The 15987-nt window shown below is 74.6% G+C and carries 11 protein-coding genes and 3 tRNA genes; 5 read left to right on the top strand and 9 right to left on the bottom strand.

Going from position 1 to position 15987, the window contains the following annotated elements; all coding sequences use genetic code 11:
• Positions 1 to 94 precede the first annotated feature (94 nt).
• The 4 genes from ACFWI8_RS14090 to ACFWI8_RS14075 all read right to left on the bottom strand — a co-directional run bounded on the left by ACFWI8_RS14090 (position 95) and on the right by ACFWI8_RS14075 (position 5738).
• Entirely contained in the window at positions 95 to 1096 is a 1002-nt protein-coding gene (locus tag ACFWI8_RS14090; RefSeq protein ID WP_387090142.1) for a hemolysin family protein, read from the bottom strand.
• Between the two features lie 14 nt (positions 1097 to 1110).
• Complete coding sequence (locus tag ACFWI8_RS14085) at positions 1111 to 2466, bottom strand: hemolysin family protein (protein ID WP_387090119.1); 1356 nt, start codon at positions 2464 to 2466, stop codon at positions 1111 to 1113.
• 284 nt (positions 2467 to 2750) lie between these two features.
• On the bottom strand, positions 2751 to 4217 hold the full coding sequence (locus tag ACFWI8_RS14080; protein ID WP_387090117.1) for an aminopeptidase P family protein: 1467 nt from the start codon (positions 4215 to 4217) through the stop codon (positions 2751 to 2753).
• A gap of 108 nt (positions 4218 to 4325) precedes the next feature.
• On the bottom strand, positions 4326 to 5738 hold the full coding sequence (locus ACFWI8_RS14075) for a PP2C family protein-serine/threonine phosphatase (RefSeq protein ID WP_387090115.1): 1413 nt from the start codon (positions 5736 to 5738) through the stop codon (positions 4326 to 4328).
• Between the two features lie 391 nt (positions 5739 to 6129).
• On the opposite strand from ACFWI8_RS14075, the gene ACFWI8_RS14070 reads away from it, so the two are divergent.
• Entirely contained in the window at positions 6130 to 6831 is a 702-nt protein-coding gene (locus ACFWI8_RS14070; protein ID WP_387090112.1) for a bifunctional DNA primase/polymerase, read from the top strand.
• Between the two features lie 221 nt (positions 6832 to 7052).
• Here the strand turns inward: ACFWI8_RS14070 and ACFWI8_RS14065 are convergent, their stop codons facing one another.
• The 3 genes from ACFWI8_RS14065 to ACFWI8_RS14055 form a co-directional block, all read right to left on the bottom strand.
• A complete protein-coding gene (locus tag ACFWI8_RS14065; RefSeq protein ID WP_387090109.1) occupies positions 7053 to 8018 on the bottom strand; it encodes a DUF5926 family protein in 966 nt (321 codons plus the stop codon).
• An 85-nt stretch (positions 8019 to 8103) separates the two neighbouring features.
• Positions 8104 to 8523, bottom strand: a complete 420-nt coding sequence (locus ACFWI8_RS14060; protein WP_387090139.1) for an ATP-binding protein — start codon at positions 8521 to 8523, stop codon at positions 8104 to 8106.
• 216 nt (positions 8524 to 8739) lie between these two features.
• Positions 8740 to 9534 carry a glycerophosphodiester phosphodiesterase gene (locus tag ACFWI8_RS14055; protein WP_387090106.1) on the bottom strand — a complete coding sequence of 265 codons (795 nt, stop codon included), beginning with the start codon at positions 9532 to 9534 and terminating at the stop codon, positions 8740 to 8742.
• A 130-nt stretch (positions 9535 to 9664) separates the two neighbouring features.
• Between ACFWI8_RS14055 and ACFWI8_RS14050 the strand changes: the two genes are divergently transcribed.
• Both ACFWI8_RS14050 and ACFWI8_RS14045 read left to right on the top strand, forming a co-directional pair.
• Positions 9665 to 11098 carry a S1C family serine protease gene (locus tag ACFWI8_RS14050; protein WP_387090103.1) on the top strand — a complete coding sequence of 478 codons (1434 nt, stop codon included), beginning with the start codon at positions 9665 to 9667 and terminating at the stop codon, positions 11096 to 11098.
• 47 nt (positions 11099 to 11145) lie between these two features.
• Positions 11146 to 11233: transfer RNA gene (locus tag ACFWI8_RS14045), tRNA-Ser, on the top strand.
• 135 nt (positions 11234 to 11368) lie between these two features.
• On the opposite strand, the gene ACFWI8_RS14040 is transcribed toward ACFWI8_RS14045, so the two are convergent.
• A tRNA-Arg gene (locus tag ACFWI8_RS14040) sits at positions 11369 to 11441 on the bottom strand.
• Between the two features lie 144 nt (positions 11442 to 11585).
• A tRNA-Ser gene (locus ACFWI8_RS14035) sits at positions 11586 to 11678 on the bottom strand.
• A 205-nt stretch (positions 11679 to 11883) separates the two neighbouring features.
• On the opposite strand from ACFWI8_RS14035, the gene ACFWI8_RS14030 reads away from it, so the two are divergent.
• Together ACFWI8_RS14030 and ACFWI8_RS14025 are read left to right on the top strand one after the other, a co-directional pair.
• On the top strand, positions 11884 to 12312 hold the full coding sequence (locus ACFWI8_RS14030; RefSeq protein ID WP_387090100.1) for an SSI family serine proteinase inhibitor: 429 nt from the start codon (positions 11884 to 11886) through the stop codon (positions 12310 to 12312).
• Between the two features lie 121 nt (positions 12313 to 12433).
• Positions 12434 to 15967 carry a PAS domain-containing protein gene (locus tag ACFWI8_RS14025; RefSeq protein WP_387090097.1) on the top strand — a complete coding sequence of 1178 codons (3534 nt, stop codon included), beginning with the start codon at positions 12434 to 12436 and terminating at the stop codon, positions 15965 to 15967.
• The last annotated feature ends 20 nt before the right edge of the window (positions 15968 to 15987 follow it).

The following is a 15987-nucleotide window of genomic DNA, read 5'->3' as shown; positions in this document are numbered from 1 at the left end:
GCCCCCCGGCCCCCCCCCGGCGCGCGGCACCCGGCCCGGGGGGCGGGGCCCCCGGGGCCCCCCCCCCCCCCGACCGTCATCCGCCGCTCGCCCGTCAGACCGGCTGCGGGCCCATCAGCCGCACCAGCAGGTCGTCCAGGCTGATCAGCCCGGTCACCCCGCCGTCCGCGCCGCGCACCACGGCGAGCGACGCCCGCCGCTGCCGCAGCTGCTCCACGGCGAAGGCCACCGTGTCGTCCGCCGTCAGCTCGGGCACCGGACGCGCCAGCTCGCGGGCCGTGACCCGCCTGCCGCTCGCCCGCGCGACGATGGCGTCCCGCGCGTGCACCGATCCCACCACGCGCTGGCCGTCCCGTACCAGTAGCCGCGTGTGGTCGCTCGCCGAGGCGGCGGCCAGGATCGCCTCCGCGCCGGCCTCGGCCGACACCTCGGCGATCCGCGCGGCCGGCACCTGGATGGCGCCCACCGGGGACTGCGGCTCGGTCAGCGAGCGGGTGATCAGACCCGAGTCGGTCTCGCTGATCAAGCCCAGCCGCTGCGACTCGGCGACCAGGTGCGTCAGCTGCTCCCGGTCGTGCACCGAGGCGAGCTCCTCGCGCGGCGTGACGTTGCACATCCGCACCAGGGCGTTGCTCACCTGGTTCAGCGCCCAGATCAGCGGCCTGACCACCCGCACCATCGCGCGGAACACGGGCGCGAGCAGCATCGCCGAGCGCTCCGGGTGCGAGATCGCCCACGACTTCGGGGCCATCTCGCCGAGCACCATGTGGAGGAAGACCACCACGATCATGGCCAGCACGAACGCGACGCCGTAGGACAGCCCGCCGGGCAGGCCCAGGTCCTCGAGCAGCGGCTCTATCTCGTGCGAGACCGCCGGCTTGGAGATCGAACCGAGCAGCAGGGTGCAGGCGGTGATGCCCAGCTGGGCGCCCGCCAGCATCAACGACAGCTCGCGCATGCCGGACAGCGCCGCCCTGGCGCCTCGCTGGCCGTCGGCGACCGCCTGCTCCATCCGGTGTCGCTTGGCCGCCACCAGCGCGAACTCGGCGGCCACGAAGAAGCCGCTGAAGACCAGCAGCACCACGGTCACGGCCATCGCCGTCGCCGGGCTCACGAGGGCTGCCCCTCACGCTCGGCCACCGTGGAGAGCTCGGCCGCGGGCCGCGACGTCAGCCGCAGCCGGCCGGGCACCCGCCGGTCGAGCGACAGCACCTCGAGCTCGGCGAGCCCGCCGTGCGCCAGCTCCACCACGATCCGCTCCCCGACCGCGGGGAAGCCCCCGCAGCGGTCGATGACCAGGCCGGCCACCGTCTCGAAGGACTCGTCCTCGGGCAGCTCGACCCCGGTCGCGACCGAGATCTCGTCCACCCGGCGGCTCGCGTCGACCAGCCAGCCGTCACCGTCGGCCACGGCGAGCTCCTCGACCAGATCGCTCTCGTCGGCGATCTCGCCCACCAGCTCCTCCGCGATGTCCTCCAGGGTGACGATGCCGGCGAGGCCGCCGTACTCGTCGAGCACGCAGGCGAACTCCTCGCCCGCGTCCTGCATCTGCTCCACCGCGCCAGGCAGCGGCAGCGTGTCGGGCAGCAGCAGCGCCCGCCGGGCCAGCGAGCCGGCCGTCAGCTTCGCCGCCCGCTCCGGACTGACGCGCATCAGCTCGCGCACGCCTATGACGCCCACGATGTCGTCGATCCGGTCGCCGATCACCAGGTAGTGGGAGTGGCCGTGCTCGCGGATCAGGTCGACGGCCGCCGAGGCGGGCGCCGAGGCCCGCACCGAGTTCACGTCGACCCGGGGCACCATGACCTCGTCCAGCGTCCGCTCGGAGAACTCCAGCGCGTGGTCGAGCAGCTCCGCCGTGTCGTGCGGCAGCTGCCCGTGCTCGTGCGACTCGTCGATGAGGTGGCCGAGCTCCTCGAGTGTGGCGCCGTGGTGCAGCTCCTCGACCGGCTCGATGCCGACCCGGCGCAGCAGCCGGTTGGCCGCGGCGTCGAAGAGGTGGATCACAGGGCCGGCCACCCGCAGGTAGAGCAGGGTCGAGGAGGCCAGCGCCTTGGCGAGCCGCTCGGGGATGGCAAGCGCCATGTTCTTGGGGGCCAGCTCGCCCAGCACCATCTGGATGCCGGTGGCCAGCAGGAAGGCGAGGACCAGCGCGATACCGGAGACCGCGGCGTCCGGGACGCCGACGGCGCTCAGCGCCGGGTCGAGCAGCGCGGCGACGGAGGGCTCGGCCAGGAAACCCACGACCAGGCCCGTCACGGTGATGCCGAGCTGGGCGCCGGAGAGCATGAACGAGAGGCGCTCCTGGACCTTCATGGCCCGTGCGGCGCGCTTGTCGCCTGCGGCCGCGTCACGGCCGAGCGAGAGGCGGTCGGCCGCCACGAAGGCGAATTCCTGGGCGACGAAATAGCCGGTGCCTGCCGTCAGAACGAGGACGGCGAACAGGCCCAGCAGTGCGGCACTCACCTAACACCACCCCGCCGTGTGCCGCGGCAAGCCATATGCCGGCGAGGTGGTCCGGGACTATGCCCGTCAGGGTCCGTCGAGTGGGCGGACACGAGCTCTCCTTCCAGAGGTTTGACTCACTCAACGCGTCACAGCGCGCCCGTGTTCCCCAGGCTGTACCCGAAATCGCCCTCTTGACACCTTCACCGCACGTTTCGTTCCGCGACCTCCGTCACGTCACTCTCGCCCCAACCGTCACCTGGGCCCCGGTGAGCCGGGGGTGGGCCCACCGGGGTCCGCCCGGCTCAGCCGCGCAGGGCCGCCATCCAGGCCTCCACCTCGTCCGCCCGGCGCGGCAGCCCGGCCGACAGGTTGCGGTTGCCGTCCTCCGTGACCAGGATGTCGTCCTCGATCCGGACGCCGATCCCGCGGTACTCCTCGGGCACCGTCAGGTCGTCGGGCTGGAAGTAGAGCCCGGGCTCGACGGTCAGGCACATGCCCGGCTCCAGGGTCCCCTCCACATAGGTCTCCCGGCGGGCCGCCGCGCAGTCGTGCACGTCCATGCCGAGCATGTGCCCGGTGTTGTGCAGCGTCCAGCGGCGCTGCAGCCCCAGCTCGAGCACCCGCTCCACCGGACCCTCGAGCAGGCCCCACTCCACGAGCCGCTCGGTCAGCACCCGCTGCGCCGCCTCGTGGAAGTCGCGGAACTTGGCGCCCGGCCTGACCGCCGCGATGCCGGCCTCCTGGGCGTCGTACACCGCGTCGTAGACCCGCCGCTGCACCTCGTCGAAGCGGCCGTTGATCGGCAGCGTGCGCGTGACGTCCGCGGTGTAGAGCTCGGTGCCCTCGACGCCGGCGTCCAGCAGCAGCAGGTCGCCGGGGCGCACCGGGCCGTCGTTGCGCACCCAGTGCAGCGTGGTGGCGTGCGGCCCGGCCGCGCAGATCGAGCCGTAGCCGATGTCGTTGCCCTCGACGCGGGCCCGCAGGAAGAACGTTCCCTCGATGTAGCGCTCCGAGGTGGCCTCGGCGCGGTCGAGCACCCGGACCACGTCCTCGAAGCCGCGCACCGTGGACTCGCAGGCGCGGGTCAGCTCGGCGATCTCGAACTCGTCCTTGACCAGCCGCATCTCGGAGAGGAAGACCCGCAGCTCCTCGTCGCGCTCGGCGGTCACCTTGTCCGTCAGCGCCGCCTCGATCACCGCGTCGTGCTTGCGGACCACCCGGACCGGCCCGGTGGCCTCCTTCAGGAGGTCGGGCACGGTGCGCACGTCCTCGACCGGCAGCCCGTAGCGCTGGGCCGCCTCGGCCAGGCTCTCCCGGCGGCCGACCCACAGCTCGCCCTGTCCGCTCAGCCAGAACTCGCCGTTCTCCCGGCTGGAGCGCGGCAGCAGGTAGAGGGTGGCCCGGTGCCCCGAGGGCCCTTCCGGCTCCATGACCAGCACGCCGTTCTCGGTCTGGTTGCCGGTGAGGTAGGCGTACTCGACGGCGGCCCGGAACGGGTAGTCCGTGTCGTTCGACCTGGTCTTGAGCCGCCCCGCGGGGATCACCAGGCGCTCGCCGGGGAAGCGGGCCGACAGCTCGGCGCGGCGCCGCGCGGTCTGCTCGGCCTGCGGGACGGGCGGCAGGTCCCGGCGCTCGGTGTCGGCCCAGCCCTGCTTCATGTTCTCGGCCAGCTCGTCCGACACCTTCGGGGCGACGCTGTTCTTGCGCTCCTTGAACGCCTCGGTCTTCGCCGCCGCCGTCTGCTCCTCGGCCCGCTCTTCCTCGGCCACGTCGCGCCCTCCTCGATGCTCGGCCTTCCATCGTATGTGCGGGCGCCGCGCGGGCGACAGGGCCGAGGGGCGGGCCCGGCGGCCGTGTCCCCGGCGTTCGGGAGCCGGTCAGCAGAAGCGGGCGGCGAGCAGCACGACGTCCTCCGCGGGCGCGGCGGCCCCGGCCCCGCCGGGGTCGGGGAGCATGGTGGCCAGCACGTGGTCGAGCAGCGCCTCGGGGTCGGCGCGGGCGGCGGGCGGCGCGGTCCGCGCGGCGGTACCGAGCCGGGCGAAGGCGCGGTCCATCGGCTCCCCCGTGCGGAGCAGCAGCCCGTCGCTGTAGAGCAGGACCGTTTCTCCCTCGGCGAGCTCGATCCGCACGCTCGGGGCCTCCCAGCAGGCCAGCATGTTGAGCGGCGCCGACAGGCCGGTCTCGGCGAACTCGGCCCGGTCCCGGCCGATCACCAGCGGCGGCGGGTGCCCCGCCGAGGCCAGGGTGACGCGGCGCACCGCGGGCTCCGCGTAGCCGAACAGCACGGTGGCCGACCGGCCGGGCTCGGTCAGCCGCAGCAGCAGTTCGAGGTCGGAGAGCACCGCCACCGGGTCCTCCCCCTCCATCACGGCGTAGGCCCGCAGTCCGGCGCGCAGCCGGCCCATCGCGGCGAGCGCGGCGGGTCCTGCGCCCGTGGTCCCGCCCACGGCGAGCCCGAGCGCGGCGTCCGGCAGCGGCAGCGCGTCGTAGAAGTCGCCGCCGCCGCGCGGTCCCGAGCGGTGCCGCACCGCGAGCCGTACGCCGGCGGTCGGCGGCAGCCGGGACGGCAGCAGCCCCTCGTGCACGGCGGCGACGGCGTCCCTGGCGCGGGAGAGCTCAAGACGGTTGGCGATGTGCTGGCCGGCCTGGCGCAGATAGAGGGCCAGCAGGTGGCGCTGCCTGACGTCGGGCTGCGCCGGCTGGTCGTACAGCCAGACGGCGGCGCCCAGCGCCCCTGGCGCCCCGGCGGTGAGCGACTCGGCGGTCAGCGGCACCGCGTAGCTGGCCGCGAAGCCGAGCCTGGCGGCGACCTCGCGGTGTCGCGGGTCGAGCCGGTCCTCGCGCGCGATGTCCCCGTGCACGGCCTCGGCGGGCTCGCCCTCCGCGCCCGGCTGCGGCGCGTCGAGGCCGCGCGGCACGGTCTCCAGCTGGCCGAGGTCGGCGTGGCCGAGGCCGAGGCCGGCCAGCCGGCGCGGGCCCAGCCCGTCGGCCGGCGCCAGCGAGATCAGCCCGCGCCGCGCCCCCACCAGGCCGGCGCCGGCGCGCAGCGTCTCCTGCAGCGCGTCGCCGAGGGTCCGGGTGCGGCCGAGCCGTTCCGTGAGGTCGTGGAGGGTGGTCAGGTCGGAGATCCAGGACGCCAGCCGGTCCTGCACGCAGGTCTGCGGGATCCCGGGCCCGCGCCCCTGGCCGCGCGCCCCGCGCGTGACGCCGTCGCCGGGCGCCGAAGCTTCGGACAACGCGGAGCGCGCCGGGTGGATTCCGGCCACTTTTGGCGGGGGTGAGCTGGTCATAGGCGTCGCGAACCCCCAGATAAGTGTGTCGCTATGGCACTTTTTCCACCGGCTGGAGTACGGCAGCGGTGATGTCCAGTATTGTCCTGCCGTGATGGATGATGCCCAGGTAGCGGGCGGGTTCCGGCTCCGACAGGCCGGGCCGGGACGAGTTTGGCGGAAAAGGACCGCCACTGGGGGCGACGCGCGATCGACTGGGCCTTCCGGGCGGCGGATCGGGCCGGGCGGGCTGGGTACATATCGGAACGGATCGATGAACTCCGGCGTCCTAACCGGTACGGGCGGCCAGGCTTCCCCCTCCCGCCGCTCCGCGCTAGCGCGACCCGCTACATACGGTGATCTAAGTTCCACGTGGTGTAACTGAACCCGCGAAGGAAAGGAACGAGCGCCGATGCGCGAGATCCTCGGAGAGCGACGCACGAACGGCAACGGCAACGGCGGCGGCAGCGGTGACGGCGTTCAGCGGCGGAGCCTGCCGTCGCGCGGCGCCGCCCTGGCCTTCGCCCGGCGATGGGGGTGGCCCGTGGTGCCCGGCGCCGAGGCGCTCGACGACGGCCGCTGCGCCTGCGGGCGCGCCGACTGTCAGGTGCCCGGCGCACACCCAGCCGACCCCGACCTGCTGGCCGCCACCACGGACGCCCGCATGGTCGGCTGGTGGTGGGAGACCAGGCCCCAGGCCCCGATCCTGCTGGCCACCGGCGGCCGGGCGCCCTGCGCCGTGAGCCTCCCGGCGGTGGCCGGCGCGCGGGCCGACCTCGAACTGCGCCGCCGGGGGGTCGGCACCGGACCCGTGATCGCGGCGCCGACCCGCTGGCTGCTGCTGGTCGAGCCCTACGAGCTGCCCGAGCTCGGCGAGCTGTTGGCGGCCCGTGAGCTGGTGCCGAGCTCGCTGCGGTTCCACGGACCCGGCGGGTACGTGCCGCTGCCGCCGTCCGCGACCGGCGCGGGCGAGGTGGGCTGGGTAAGGGAGCCGGAGCGGGCCAGGGACCGGGGACGCGGCGCGGTGGCGCTGCCCTCGATCGGCGAGCTGCTCGACGTGCTCGTGGAGGCCGGGCTCAGCGCGCCTGACCGGGAGGGCCGGCTGTCCTACTGAGGGACCACCGAGGGGCGGCCGTCCGGACATGGACGGACCCGATCGCTGGCGACGGGGGATGCACCAGCGACCGGGCCCACTCAGACCGTAACAACTCATCGGGGATTCGCAAATCCCACGCGGCCGCACATTGGCCGAACACCCAGTATTTACTGGCAGTTGTGACCGGAATCACTAGGGTCGGTGGGGCCGCCCCGGTGGTTCCACGCCGTCAGTTCCCTTCAGTTCAGGGTGATCTGACGGTTCGTGAGCCCGCTGCGCGCGCTGCGCTCCTCCGCGGTCAGCGGCGTCGTCGCGGCCAGCGCCTCGGCCAGCCGCTCGCCGAACGCGGCGGCCGGCTTCTCGCACTCCTCGGCGCCCATCGCGCTCGGCAGGTCCCACACCGGCACGGTCAGGCCGTGCGCCCGGAACGAGCCCACCAGGCGGGTGCCCTCGCCGAGCGAGGCGGCCCCGGCCGCGTGCAGCCTGGCCAGCGCGTCGAGCAGCGCGTCCTCGGGATGCGGCATCACCCAGCGCAGGTGGTTCTTCTCCGGCGTCTCGCACCAGTAGGCCGCCGTGACGCCGGACAGCCTGGCCGTCGGGGTGGCCGCCGCGTTGGCCCGCTCCAGCGACGCGGTCACCTCGCCGGTGGCCTGGCTCGCGTCGTCGAGCCAGAACTCGAAGCCCTCGTGCACCTCGGGCACGAACGGCGCCTCGGGGTCGAGCAGGTCCTGCAGCCGCGGGCCCGTCACGTCGCCGCGCCCGGAGGGCACCGGCGCGCCAGGCGTCGCGGTCAGCGCCCTGGTCAGCACGTCGGCCAGGTCCCGGCTGAGGTCGCCGGTGGCCGTGTCGTTCTGCACGGCGAGGAGCACGGCGCCGTCCGAGCGGCGCAGCGCCGGCCACGCCATCGGCAGCACCGTGGCCAGCGTGAGCGAGGGCACGTCCGCCGGCAGCCCCTTGCGGAGCGTCAGCGGCACGGTGGCGGCGGGCACCAGCTCGCGGAGCGCGACCCAGTCGCACTCGCCGGGCAGCCCCTCGAAGGGGCGGCGCACCAGCTCGGTGGCCGCCTGGGCGGCGGCGCGCCCGTGGCACGCCTTGTAACGGCGGCCCGAGCCGCAGGGGCACGGCTCGCGTGCGCCGACGACGGGAACCTCCCCGTCGACGACCTGCGGCTGCGGCTGGCTTCGGGGGCGGCGCTTCTTGGCCATGGCGTGCGGGTCTCCTGCGTGCGTGCTGCTGACGGGTTCGCCGCAGGAGCCTAGTTGTTCCCCGCCGCTTCGGCGCGCCGGCCGCTCAGATCGGGCTCAGCACCGCCCAGACGGTGACGGCGCCGGACGGCTCGCCGTCCCTGACCCCCCACGCGCGACACAGCGACGTGATGATGGTGAGCCCCCGCCCGCCGCGCGCCGTCACCGACGGCACCCCGGCCCGCGGCCTCGTCGGCCCGCCACCGTCCGTGACCGAGATCGTGACCGAGCCGTCGCCGTCCTGGCTCCAACTCGCCTCGATCCCCTGGCCGCCGGCCAGCGGTCTCGCGTGGCGACAGGAATTGCTCAACAACTCCGAGAGAATCAACACCGCGTCGTCGACGATCGATTCCGACGCGCCGCTCTCGCGCAATTCCCGTCGCAAACGCCGCCGGGCCGTCGCCACGCCCGACGGGCCGTGGGGCACCGACATGGAAGACGACGTCGGCACCTGTTGTGTGACCATCAAAGCCACCCCCGAGACCTCCTTTGCCCCACGCCATGGGATTGGTGCCCTCGGTGCGCACGCGGGAAACCGGCGATGTGACATCTGGTGACGCAGTCGTAATGATCGACACGAAGCGGGTGCGCCGTTGCACGCCGGGTAAATACGGTCATTGTCGAACGAGAAAGGCGGCCCGCCGGCTCTTCGCCGGCCCTTCACCAGCGATTCACCGACCCGTCAACCGGCCCGGCCGAGGCCCGCCAGTTGATCACGCACCGTGCGCGGCCGGTTGGTGATGATCGCGTCGACGCCGAGCCGCGCGCACAGCTCCACGTCGGCCGGCTCGTCCACCGTCCACACGAACACCCGGTGCCCGGCCCGGTGCGCGCGCGCCACATACCCGGGGTCGCGGCGCAGCAGCCGGATGCTCGGGCCCGCGACGCCCGTCCCGGGCGGCAGCCGGCCCGCCCGGTGCCTGGGCAGCAGGAACTGCATCAGATAGACGGTGGGCAGTTCCGGCGCCCGCTGCCGGACGCGGCGCAGCGAGCGCGCCGAGAAGCTCATGACGTGCACGGGACCCGGCACCGGGCACCGCTCGAGCAGCGCCAGCAGCCGGTCCTCCACCTGCCCCGCCCACCGGGTCGGGTGCTTGGTCTCGATCGCAAGACCCACCGGCCGGTCCGCCTCACCCACCAGGCGCAGCAGCCGCTCCAGGGTCAGCACCGTGGTCCGCTCCGGATCGGCGGCGTCCGGGGTCTCGGCCCCCGAGGGGCCCTTCCATGAGCCGAAGTCCAGCTCCGCGAGCTGGGCCAGCTCCATCGCCGACACGGCGCCGCGGCCGTTGGAGGTGCGGTTGACGCGCCGGTCGTGCACGCAGACCAGGTGGCCGTCGGCGGTCAGGCGCACGTCGCACTCCAGCGCGTCCGCGCCGTCCGCGATGGCCCTGCGGTACGCGGCCAGGCTGTGCTCGGGCGCGTCCTCGGACGCCCCGCGGTGCGCGATGACCGTGATGCGGTGGCGGTCGGCAGTCACCGCGTCATCGTGTCACGCGGCCGGCCGTCACGGTCCCGGCGGGTTTATCCCGGCCTGACGGAGGATGGGAAAGACTGGCTGGCACACCGTGTCATGTCGGACCTGGCTTCATGTCCCCGAGGAGAGAGCCGTGAGCACCGAGAACGAGCGCGCCGGCGCACCGGACGAGTCGCCGACCGGTGCGCCGGAGGCCGGCGGCCAGGCGGCCCTGGCTCCGCAGCCGTCCGTTCCGCAGGGCCCCGCCCCCCAGTCCCCGCCGCCGCCACCGCCGCCGGCCGTGCCGCCTGCCGCGCCGCCCGCGGTGGCCCCGGCCCCCCACACCGCCATGGCGCCCGCCATGCCCCCGACGGCCGAGCACACCTTCGCGGGCCCCGCCCCGGTGCCGGCCCCGCTCGCCAGCGAGCCGCCGGGCGGCCCGGTCTCCGGCCCCTGGGCCGCGTTCCCGCCGCCGCCCCCGCCGAAGAAGCGCCGCACGGGGCTGATCGCCGCCATCGTCGCGGCCACCCTGATCGTCGGCGGCGTCGGCGGCGGCATCGGCTACCTGGTCGCCGACGACGACGGCGCCTCGGCCTCGCTCTCCGCCGACCGCGGCAGCGACACGGTGGCCAGGCCGCCCGACTCCGTCGCCGGGATAGCGGAGGCGGCCCTGCCCAGCGTGGTCACCATCGAGGCGGGCAACGGCGCCGAGGGCAGCACGGGCACCGGCTTCGTCTACGACGAGGAGGGCCACATCATGACGAACAACCACGTGGTGGCCAGCGCGGCCGACGGCGGCAGCCTCAGCGTCACCTTCTCCGACGGGGAGAACTACGACGCCGAGGTCGTCGGGCGCGCCGAGGGCTACGACGTGGCGGTGATCCGCATCACCAACCTCCAGGGTCGCGACCTGGCGCCGCTGCCCATGGGCGACTCCGACCAGGTGGCCGTCGGCGACGCGACCATCGCCATCGGCGCCCCCTTCGGTCTCTCCGGCACGGTCACCACCGGCATCATCAGCGCCGAGGACCGTCCCGTCGCCTCCAGCGACGGCCAGGGCGGCAGCGCCTCCTACATGAACGCGCTGCAGACCGACGCCTCCATCAACCCGGGCAACTCCGGCGGCCCCCTGCTCAACGCGGACGGCGAGGTCATCGGGGTCAACTCGGCTATCCAGTCCACCCCGAGCCTCGGCGGCGAGGCGGGCAGCATCGGCCTCGGCTTCGCCATCCCGATCAACCAGGCCGAGCGCGTCGCCCAGGACCTGATCGACGGCGGCGAGCCGATCTACCCGATCATCGGCGCCTCGGTCGAGTCCGGCGGCGCGGTCACCGACGGCGCCCAGATCGTCGAGTCCACCAACGACGGCAGCGACCCCGTCGTCGCCGGCGGCCCGGCCGACGAGGCCGGCCTCCAGGCGGGCGACGTGATCACCCGCTTCGGCGACCGCATCATCGACAGCGGCCCCACCCTCATCAGCCAGATCTGGACCTACCAGCCGGGCGACTCGGTCGACATCACCTACCAGCGCGACGGCCAGGAGCGCACCACCACCCTCGTGTTGGGCGAACGCGTGGGAGACCAGTGACCCACAGCCGCTACGCTGTCCGAGTGCGCCGCCCCTGGCGCGCACGAGGAGGCGTGCCCGAGCGGCCGAAGGGAACGGTCTTGAAAACCGTCGTGAGGTAACCCCTCACCGTGGGTTCAAATCCCACCGCCTCCGCCGCGAGAGCCCTGCGAACGGCCCCCGACCGCACCGCGGTCGGGGGCCGTCGCCGTTCCCGTCACGCCACGACCGGGCGACGAGAGCCCACGCGAAAGCCCCCGTCGAGTGATCGACGGGGGCTCTGGCCTGCTGTGCGCTCGGCAGGATTCGAACCTGCAACCTTCTGATCCGTAGTCAGATGCTCTATCCGTTAAGCTACGAGCGCCCGGGCCCTGGGGGCCGGTGCGGGGACAACATTACAGCACTGTGGGCCAGGGGTGAAATCAGTTGCCCGGAGGGCGCTCGGGCGGCTCTGACCTGCGGAAACAGTGAAGCCCCGGCCGGGATGGGCCGGGGCTCGACTGGAGGATGGCGGAGGCTCCGGGATTTGAACCCGGGATGGGGGGTAACCCCAAACCGCATTAGCAGTGCGGCGCCATAGACCAGACTAGGCGAAGCCTCCTCGCACGACAGCGCGGTCGCTACGTGCTCGCAAATGATGCCACAGCCCGAACGGCCGCAGCCAATCGGATTCCACCCTACGGGGGTGTCGCCGCCGCGTCGAGTTGCGCAACGGACGCCGGTCGGGAGCGTTAGCAGTGAGGATCGAGTAATCCTCCGATCACGCACCGCACACCGCACACCCCTGGAGCACCACCATGCCGAGCATGTCCAACACACACAAGAACGGTCTCGTCGTCGCGCTCGTCCTGCTGGCGTCGGCCGTCGTGGCCGCCGCCCCGCAGGGGCCGCGCGGGCCGCGGGTGGAGCCGGCCGCGGCCCCCTCGCACGAACTGGTGATCACCGTCGCCGACGCCGGCGAGATCGACGGCACCCACACCCTCACCTGTGACCCGGCCGGCGGCGACCACCCCGAGGCCGACGCGGCCTGCGAGACGCTGCTCGACAGCGAGCAGCCGTTCGCCACGACCGACGAGGGGACGCTGTGCACCTACATGTACGGCGGCCCGGCGCACGCCACCGTCGAGGGCGTCTGGGAAGGCGAGTCGGTGTCGGCCGAGTTCACCAGGTCGGACGGGTGCGAGATCGCCCGCTGGGACGCGTTGGTGCCCGCGCTTCCCGAGCTGGTGCCCTGAACGTGCCTGAACAGCAACTTTGTGCCGCCCCGTCGCGCCCGTTGCGGCGGGCCGTAGACTCCCTAATGACGCGCACGGGACGTGCACTACAGACACGTGGGTAGAGGGAGGAACCGACGTCGTGAGCAGCAGGCCAGCGAGAGGCGCTGCTCGCCTCGCCGCGATACTCGACGCGCTGCCCGACGCGCTGTTGCTCGTCAACGGTAACGGCACCGTCGTCAACGCCAACGCCATCGCGATGGAGACCCTGGGCGCCCCGGGCGCCCCGCTCGTCGGGCGCGGACTCCTCGACATCGTCCCGGAGTTCGACCCGCGCCGGATCCCCGGCTCGATGCGTCGGCCCGACGACGACCCGGCCGCCAGGACCAAGCCGACCCGGATGGTCGCCCGGCGCACGGACGGCGTGGAGCTCCAGGTCGAGGTGACGAGCGCCGGGCTCAACTCCGCGCACTCCCCCTACGCCTCGGCGATAGAGGCGGCGTTCGCGGACGACTACGGCGGCGAGGAGCTGTTGGTCCTGATCATCCGCGACCTGTCGGGGACGTTGGACACCGAGGCCGAACTGGTGCGCCAGCAGCGGCAGACGGAGATGATCCTGCGCGCCGCGTCCGAGGGCGTCATCGGCGTCGACACGGCGGGCCGGATCGTGCTGGTGAACCCGGCGGCCGCGCAGATCCTCGGCCACCGGGCCAGCCAGCTCGGTGGCCAGGAACTGCACCCGTTGGCGCAGCACTCGCGAGTCGACGGCACGCCGCTGGCCTTCGAGGAGACGCCGCTCCACGACACCCTGACCTCGGGCCGCAAGCACCGGGTCCGCGGCCAGGTGCTGTGGACCAGGGACGGGCGCCCGGTGCCGGTCGACCTGACCACGGCGCCGGTCCGGGACGGCGACCAACTGGTGGGCGCCGTGCTGGCGTTCAGCGACCGCCGGAAGTACGACGCGCTGGCGGCCCGGCACGCACAGCTGGTGTCGGTGCTCGGCGAGAGCCTGCGTGGCCCGCTCGACCAACTGCGCGGCGAGCTCGGCTCGCTGGCCGCCGACTCGGCGGGGCAGCTGTGGCCCGAGGCCAACCAGGTGCTGCACCATCTGGCCGCCGGCTACTCGCGGATGACCACGCTGCTGGACAACGTGCTGAGCTACCAGCGGCTCGACGAGGGCCGGGAGAAGCTGTCGATCGAGCGGGTGTCGCTCGACGAGGTGGTCTCGGCGGGCGTCGAGGGCGCGACCGAGCTGATCGGCCCGGGGCGGGCGCAGTTCGCGGTGCACGCCCCGCCCATCGAGGCCGAGGTCGACCCGGAGCGGATGGCGCAGGCCCTCGCCCATCTGGTGGCCGACGTGGCCGGCGTCGACGCGACCGGGCAGACCGCCGCCGCGGGCGGCGCGCCGGCCGGCGACTCGACGATCGTGGTGGCGGCCGCGCAGCGCGGAGACGTGGTGCGGATCGAGGTGCGCGGCCCGTACGGCGGCGGCAGCCCGGTGCACGAGCCGATCGTGCGCGGCATCGTCCGGATGCACGGCGGGGTGTTGCAGACCCACGAGGTCGGCGGCGCCGCCGCGTACGTGCTCGAGGTCCCGGTGACGGCCGGCGGCGGCACGTTGGCGCCCGGGACCGGGGCCGGCGCCGTGCGGGACGGCAGCGGCGACACGACGGTGATGCCGGTGCCGGCGCAGCCGGCGCGCGGCACGGGCGGCCCGGCCCGCCGGCCCGCGGCGGCGATCGAGCCGGCGCACCTGCAGAGCGACGGGCAACCGGCCGGGCAGCCGCCGACCGGGCGGCGGCGCAGGGCCGCCGCGTCCGAGGACCGTCCTTCGCCGGTGGAGCACGTGCCGGAGCAGCAGTCCGGGACCCTTGGTGGAAACGGCAGGCGGCGGCGTTCGCTGGCGGCCGCGCCGCAGGTGCAGCCGCCGGCCGAGGAGGTGCCCGCGGAGCCGGCACCCGGCGGCGAGCCGGCGGCGCAGCCGACCGGCCGCCGGCGGCGCGCGGCCGGCCAGGGCGGCGGCCAGGAGGGCAGCCTGGGCGGGGGCGTGCAACTGCCGCAGCAGCAGGGGCAGCCCGCGCCGCAGGAGCCGATCGCGCTCGGCCCGGCGCCGGTGCCGGCGCAGGGTCAGCCGCCGGCCCAACCGCCGGCGCCGGCCGGGCCCGTGGGCCTCGAACCGGCGATGGGCCAGCCGGGCGTCCCCGGGACGCCGCCGGGCGGCGCCCCCCAGCCGCCCCACCCCGGTCCGCAGCCGGGCCCGCAGCCCGGCCAGGAGACCCCCGCGCCGCCCGCTGTCCCGGAGGCCCAACAGGTCGCCCAGGGGCCGCAGGAGGAGGCCGGGGCCGAGGAGCCCCCGCCGGTCGAGCACTCGGTGGTGGCGGCGAGCCCGATCCTCGACGGCACCGCGCCGCGGATCCCCAACGTCCGGCCGCCCCGCGCCCTGCCCATGCCGGGCAGCGACCGCGCCAGGTCCGACCGTTCGCTGCCCGGCGTCGCCGTGCAGACCCTGGGCCAGGGCGTGCCGGTGGCCGGCGCGTTGCCCGAGCGCCGCCCGGTGGCCGGCGCACTGCCCGCCGCGGCGCCCCGGCCAGGGCCGCCGCGCCCGCAACCCGGGCAGCCCCAGCCGGCCCAACCCCAGCCCGTTCAGCCCCAGCCCGTTCAACCGCAGCCCGCCCCGCAGCTGCCGCAGCCGGCGGCGCAGCCCACGCGGCGCCGCAAGCTCGCCACCCCGCCCGCGGACGACACCCGCGGCGGCGGCCAGCAGCAGGCGGCGCAGTCGCCGGCGGCGGCCCCGGCCGGCACCCAGGGCCGCGGCCGCAAGTACGCGATCAGCGCCCCCGCCGAGGGCGCGGCCGAGGGCCCCGAGCCGCTGGACGGGCCGAACGGCGCGGTGGAGGTCACCGACCCCTCGCAGGGCGCGATGCGGCTGCCCGGGCCCGCCGACGACGAGCTGCCGCCCGAGCCGCTGGACAACCCGCGGCGGCTGCTGGTCTGGCCGGAGCCCGACGTGTCGACCCAGCAGGCGCTGCAGGACCGGGGCTACCGGCCGGTCATCGTGCACTCCCGCGAGGAGGTGGACGCGCAGATCGCGGCCTATCCGGCGGCGCTCTTCGTCGACCCGCTGACCGGGCCGATCACCAGGACGGCACTCCAGTCGCTGCGCGCCGCGGCGGTGGCGGCCGAGGTGCCGGTGCTGGTCACGGCCGGTCTCGGCCAGGCCAGCCGGGACGCGGCCTACGGCGCCGACCCGGCCGTGCTGCTGAAGGCGTTGGCGCCCCGGGACAGCGAGCAGCACCCGCCGCGGGTGCTGCTGGTCGAGGAGCAGCCGGCGATCGCGGCCGCGTTGACCGCCTCACTGGAGCGGCGCGGGATGCAGGCCGCGCACGCCACCTCGGACGCGCAGGCGATGGAGGTGGCGGCGCAGATCCGGCCCAACCTGGTGGTGATGGACCTCAACCAGGTGCGGCGCCGGCGGGCCGGGATCATCGACTGGCTGCGGGTGAACGGGATGCTCAGCCGCACCCCGTTCGTCGTCTACACGGCGGCCGAGATGGACCCGGGCCAGCTGCCGCTGCTGGCCTCAGGCGAGACGGTGCTGTTCCTGGCCGAGCGGTCGACCAATCCCGAGGTGCAGGCCAGGATCGTCGACCTGCTGACCAAGATAGGGGCCCACTAGCCCGGATCGGCCCGGCCGGC

Source organism: Streptomyces sp. NPDC127098 (assembly GCF_042722465.1).
GTDB classification, from domain to species: Bacteria; Actinomycetota; Actinomycetes; order Streptomycetales; family Streptomycetaceae; genus Streptomyces; species Streptomyces millisiae.
The sequence above is the reverse complement of the archived record's forward strand: the minus strand, read 5'-3'. Positions and strand labels throughout refer to the sequence as shown.